Genomic DNA, 4,179 nt, shown 5'->3' with positions numbered 1-4,179 from the left:
GAGCGGCCGGAGCGGGCGATGTCCTGCGAAGTGTCCGAGGGGGGACTTGAACCCCCACGCCCGATAAAGGGCACTAGCACCTCAAGCTAGCGCGTCTGCCATTCCGCCACCCGGACAAGGTGTCTGCCGTTGCGGCCTGGGCCGTTCCGACGTGGAAAACAATAGCAAACCTTCGGGGGTGGTCGATCACCCGCACGGTTGGCCGGACGAAGCCCTGTGACCAGGGCATGTCGGGAGTATTGCGCCCTTGGGCCCAGGGGGTGGCGGGTGGAGGATGGCAGTGGACCCCGCCGCGGGCCGCGCTCCTCCGGGCGCGCGATGCGGCCGTGAACCCAGAGGAGGCACTGTGCGTGAGCTCTGCGAGCGACCCAGGGAGAAGGGCGCGCCCCGCGACTGCGGGGCCGGGCGAAGCGAGGTTGCGGCATGAGTGAGTCGCAGCCGTCCCGTACGGTCACCGGCGAGGACGAGGTGGTCGACCTGTGCCGGGACCTGATCAGGATCGACACCAGCAACTACGGCGACCACTCGGGCCCGGGTGAGCGGGCCGCCGCCGAGTATGTCGCGGAGAAGCTCGCCGAGGTCGGCCTGGAGCCGCAGATCTTCGAGTCCCACAAGGGCCGCGCCTCCACCGTCGCCCGGATCGAGGGCGAGGACCGCTCGCGGCCCGCGCTGCTCATCCACGGCCACACCGACGTCGTCCCCGCCAACGCCGACGACTGGACCCACCACCCCTTCTCCGGCGAGATCGCCGACGGCTGCGTCTGGGGCCGGGGCGCGGTCGACATGAAGGACATGGACGCGATGACCCTGGCGGTCGTCCGCGACCGCCTGCGCACCGGCCGCAAGCCGCCGCGCGACATCGTGCTGGCGTTCCTCGCGGACGAGGAGGCGGGCGGCACCTACGGCGCGCGCTACCTCGTCGACCACCACCCGCACCTCTTCGAGGGCGTCACGGAGGCGATCAGCGAGGTCGGCGGCTTCTCCTTCACCGTCAACGAGCAGGTGCGGCTCTACCTCATCGAGACGGCCCAGAAGGGCATGCACTGGATGAAGCTGACCGTGGACGGCAGCGCCGGACACGGATCGATGATCCACAAGGACAACGCCATCACCGAACTGTCCGAGGCCGTCGGGCGGTTGGGCCGGCACGAGTTCCCGGTGCGGGTCACGAAGACCCTGCGGTCCTTCCTCGACCAGCTCGGCGACGCGCTGGGCACCGAGCTCGACCCGGAGGACATGGACGCCACGCTGGCCAAGCTCGGCGGCATCGCCAAGCTGATCGGCGCCTCGCTCAAGAACACCGCCAACCCCACGCAGCTGGGCGCCGGTTACAAGGTCAACGTCATCCCGGGACAGGCCGTCGCCCATGTCGACGGCCGCTTCCTGCCGGGCTACGAGGAGGAGTTCCTCGCCGACGTCGACCGGCTCCTGGGGCCGCGCGTCCGGCGCGAGGACGTCCACGCGGACAAGGCGCTGGAGACCACCTTCGACGGTGCGCTGGTCCAGGCGATGCAGTCGGCGCTGCAGGCCGAGGACCCGATCGCGCGGGCGGTGCCGTACATGCTCTCCGCCGGTACGGACGCCAAGTCCTTCGACGACCTCGGAATCCGCGGATTCGGCTTCGCCCCGCTGAAGCTGCCGCCGGAGCTGGACTTCGCGGGGATGTTCCACGGGGTCGACGAGCGAGTGCCGGTGGACGGACTGAAGTTCGGGGTGCGGGTGCTCGACCGGTTCATCGAACAGAGCTGAATTCGGCGCGGTTTTCCTGCCTTTCGCGCCGACTTCGCTGAAACGAGTGAACGCGCCGATGTGTTCGTAGCTTGAACGGCATTTTCCTCGTTGCAGTCAGTGCGGTCCGCGGCTGGGATCGTATTGGCTACAAGGAGGAATAATGATCAAGAAGGTCGTCGCTGCTGCCGCAGTCGCTGGTGGTGTCGTACTCGCCGGTGCGGGCCTGGCCGTTGCCGACTCGGGCGCCCAGGGCATGGCCCTGAACTCCCCGGGTGTGGTGTCCGGCAACACCATTCAGGTTCCGGTCCAGGTCCCGGTGAACGCCTGCGGCAACACGGTCTCCGTGATCGGGCTGCTGAACCCCGCCTTCGGTGCCGGCTGCGTCAACAAGTGACCTTCTGACGTCCTTTGGCGTTGTATTTACACCCGTAAAAGGGTCTGACTCGGTTCGGCTCCGGGGGCGTGCCATGCGATCCGGAGCCGCTGAGCATTTCGACGGGCGGGTGGATCTTTCCGAAGACCGCCACTCGTCCGTATTCCTGTAAGGCACTAGGCAGGGGAACAAGCTATGAGACAGGTCGCACGAAAGGGCCTGATTACCGCGGCCGCCGCCAGTGGCGTACTCGCCATGGCCGCCGGATACGCACACGCCGACGCGGGGGCCGCCGGAGGCGCGGCCAACTCGCCGGGTGTGGGCTCCGGCAACAACGTTCAGGTTCCGGTCCATGTGCCGGTGAACGCCTGCGGTAACACCGTCAACGTCGTCGGCCTGCTGAACCCCGCGTTCGGCAACCGCTGCGCCAACGATGTCGGCGGCAGGCACAACGGCGGACACCACCAGGGCGGGCACACCGGGGCGGGCGCCGCCGGCACCACCTCGAACTCGCCGGGTATCGCGTCGGGCAACAATGTCCAGGCTCCGGTCGACGTGCCGGTGAACGCCTGCGGCAACAACGTGACGGGCGGCGGGCTGCTGAACCCCGCGTTCGGCAACCACTGCTCCAACGGGTCGTCGGCGGCCCCGGGCCGGCCGCACCACCCGGGCAAGCCGCACCACCCCGGCAAGCCCCACCACCCGGGCAAGCCGCACGAGCCGAGCAAGCCGCACCACCCGAGCACGCCGCACCACCCCGGCAAGCCCCACCACCCGGGCACGCCGAGCCAGCAGACCCCGCACAAGCCGGCCAAGCCGCAGACCGGGGGGCCCAGCCAGCAGGCGACGCCCGCCAAGCCCTCCGGGCACCTCGCGCACACCGGTGCGGGGTCGATCGGTTACGCGGTTCCGGCCAGCGCCGGGATGCTGCTGGGTGGCGCCCTGCTCTACCGCAAGGCGCGCGCCGCACGCCGGTGACCAGCGGCGGATAACCCACCGGAAGATCAGCGAGCGGGTCCCGTTCCGACGGGGCCCGCTCCGCTGCGCTCGTCTCCGATGGCGCTCACCACGTGGCGCGGAGCTGGCGGATGATCCGGCGGCGCAGTCGCACCTTACGGCTCCCGTCGGGGTTCAGACGCAGTCGGTCCAACTCCCAGTGTCCGTACTCGGCATGGTCGGTCAGCAGGCGTGTGGCAGCCTTCCGGGAGACTCCCCGGGGCACATACACATCGCAGAATTCGTATTCCGGCATCGCATCTATTGTGCGGGACCGGCCCCGGTACGGATAGCGTCTGCACTATGTCTGATGCTGCGCAGCCTTCCGCCGCCGAGGTACGTGCCGCCGCCGAGGCGGTCAAAGCCGCGCTGGACCGTCACCTCGACGCGGTCGAACGCCGCTCGGGGCAGGATGATCCGGCCGTGTACGCCGCGTTCGACGAGCTCGCCGCGGCGGCTGAGGTCTATGACGAGCTGCTCTACGACACCTACGACGAGGTCACCCCCTTCGAGATCCCCGGAAACGAGGCGCTGCCCGCATACGCGGGCCCGGAAGAGCCGAGCGCGCTGAGCGTGCTGATCCGGCGCGACTACACCGTCGCCGCACCGCAGCGGCTGCTGCATCAGGCGCAGCGCATCGCCGACCTCGATCCGGACGCCGCCGACGGGGCGGCGGTCAGCGGCGCCGATGCCGCCGCGGTCGTCGGGACCAGCGTGCACGCGGCGCTCGGTGTGCTCTTCGGGGAGTTCGAACCGGACGAGATCGCCTCCCGGCACAAGGAGTTCGGCCTGGAGGAGGGCGACTCCACGCTGTGGGTGGCGGCCGCCGACGACCCGCCCGAGCCGGGGGAGTGGCTGTCCGCGCCGTTCGACCAGGCGGACCCCCAGCGGGTGGTGTGCCGCTTCGACGTCAGCGCGGTCTTCGACGAGGAACTGGGCGAGGACGACCTGATGGAGCCGCTCGACAACGAACGGTGACGGCGGCGCCGGAACGGTAGTACGGGCCGCGCCGGATCGGCGTGCGCGGCCTCTGACCGCCCGGCGCCGGACCGGAGCCGCCTCCTGGCCCGTGTGTGCCG

At 69.9% G+C, this 4,179-nt stretch carries 5 protein-coding genes and 1 tRNA gene; 4 read left to right on the top strand and 2 right to left on the bottom strand.

Features of this window, described 5'->3' with window-relative positions:
• Nucleotides 1-31: 31 nt before the first annotated feature.
• Nucleotides 32-116: transfer RNA gene (locus ACWC9R_RS36960), tRNA-Leu, on the bottom strand.
• A gap of 307 nt (nt 117-423) precedes the next feature.
• On the opposite strand from ACWC9R_RS36960, the gene ACWC9R_RS36955 reads away from it, so the two are divergent.
• The 3 genes from ACWC9R_RS36955 to ACWC9R_RS36945 all read left to right on the top strand — a co-directional run bounded on the left by ACWC9R_RS36955 (nt 424) and on the right by ACWC9R_RS36945 (nt 3,082).
• Entirely contained in the window at nt 424-1,749 is a 1,326-nt protein-coding gene (locus ACWC9R_RS36955) for a M20/M25/M40 family metallo-hydrolase (RefSeq protein ID WP_450738258.1), read from the top strand.
• A gap of 142 nt (nt 1,750-1,891) precedes the next feature.
• On the top strand, nt 1,892-2,125 hold the full coding sequence (locus tag ACWC9R_RS36950) for a chaplin (RefSeq protein ID WP_362608514.1): 234 nt from the start codon (nt 1,892-1,894) through the stop codon (nt 2,123-2,125).
• Nucleotides 2,126-2,299: 174 nt separating this feature from the next.
• Nucleotides 2,300-3,082 (top strand): chaplin, encoded by a 783-nt coding sequence (locus ACWC9R_RS36945; protein ID WP_450738256.1) that lies wholly within the window; start codon nt 2,300-2,302, stop codon nt 3,080-3,082.
• 85 nt (nt 3,083-3,167) lie between these two features.
• Here ACWC9R_RS36945 and ACWC9R_RS36940 read toward each other — a convergent pair whose 3' ends face one another.
• Nucleotides 3,168-3,356: a DUF5703 family protein gene (locus ACWC9R_RS36940; protein ID WP_006607658.1), complete on the bottom strand. Its 189-nt coding sequence runs from the start codon at nt 3,354-3,356 to the stop codon at nt 3,168-3,170.
• Nucleotides 3,357-3,403: 47 nt separating this feature from the next.
• Between ACWC9R_RS36940 and ACWC9R_RS36935 the strand changes: the two genes are divergently transcribed.
• Nucleotides 3,404-4,078: a hypothetical protein gene (locus ACWC9R_RS36935; protein WP_450738254.1), complete on the top strand. Its 675-nt coding sequence runs from the start codon at nt 3,404-3,406 to the stop codon at nt 4,076-4,078.
• Nucleotides 4,079-4,179: the final 101 nt, after the last annotated feature.

The organism is Streptomyces sp. NPDC001219 (assembly GCF_053597915.1).
Note: the sequence above shows the minus strand (reverse complement) of the source record. Positions and strands in the feature narration are given on the sequence as shown.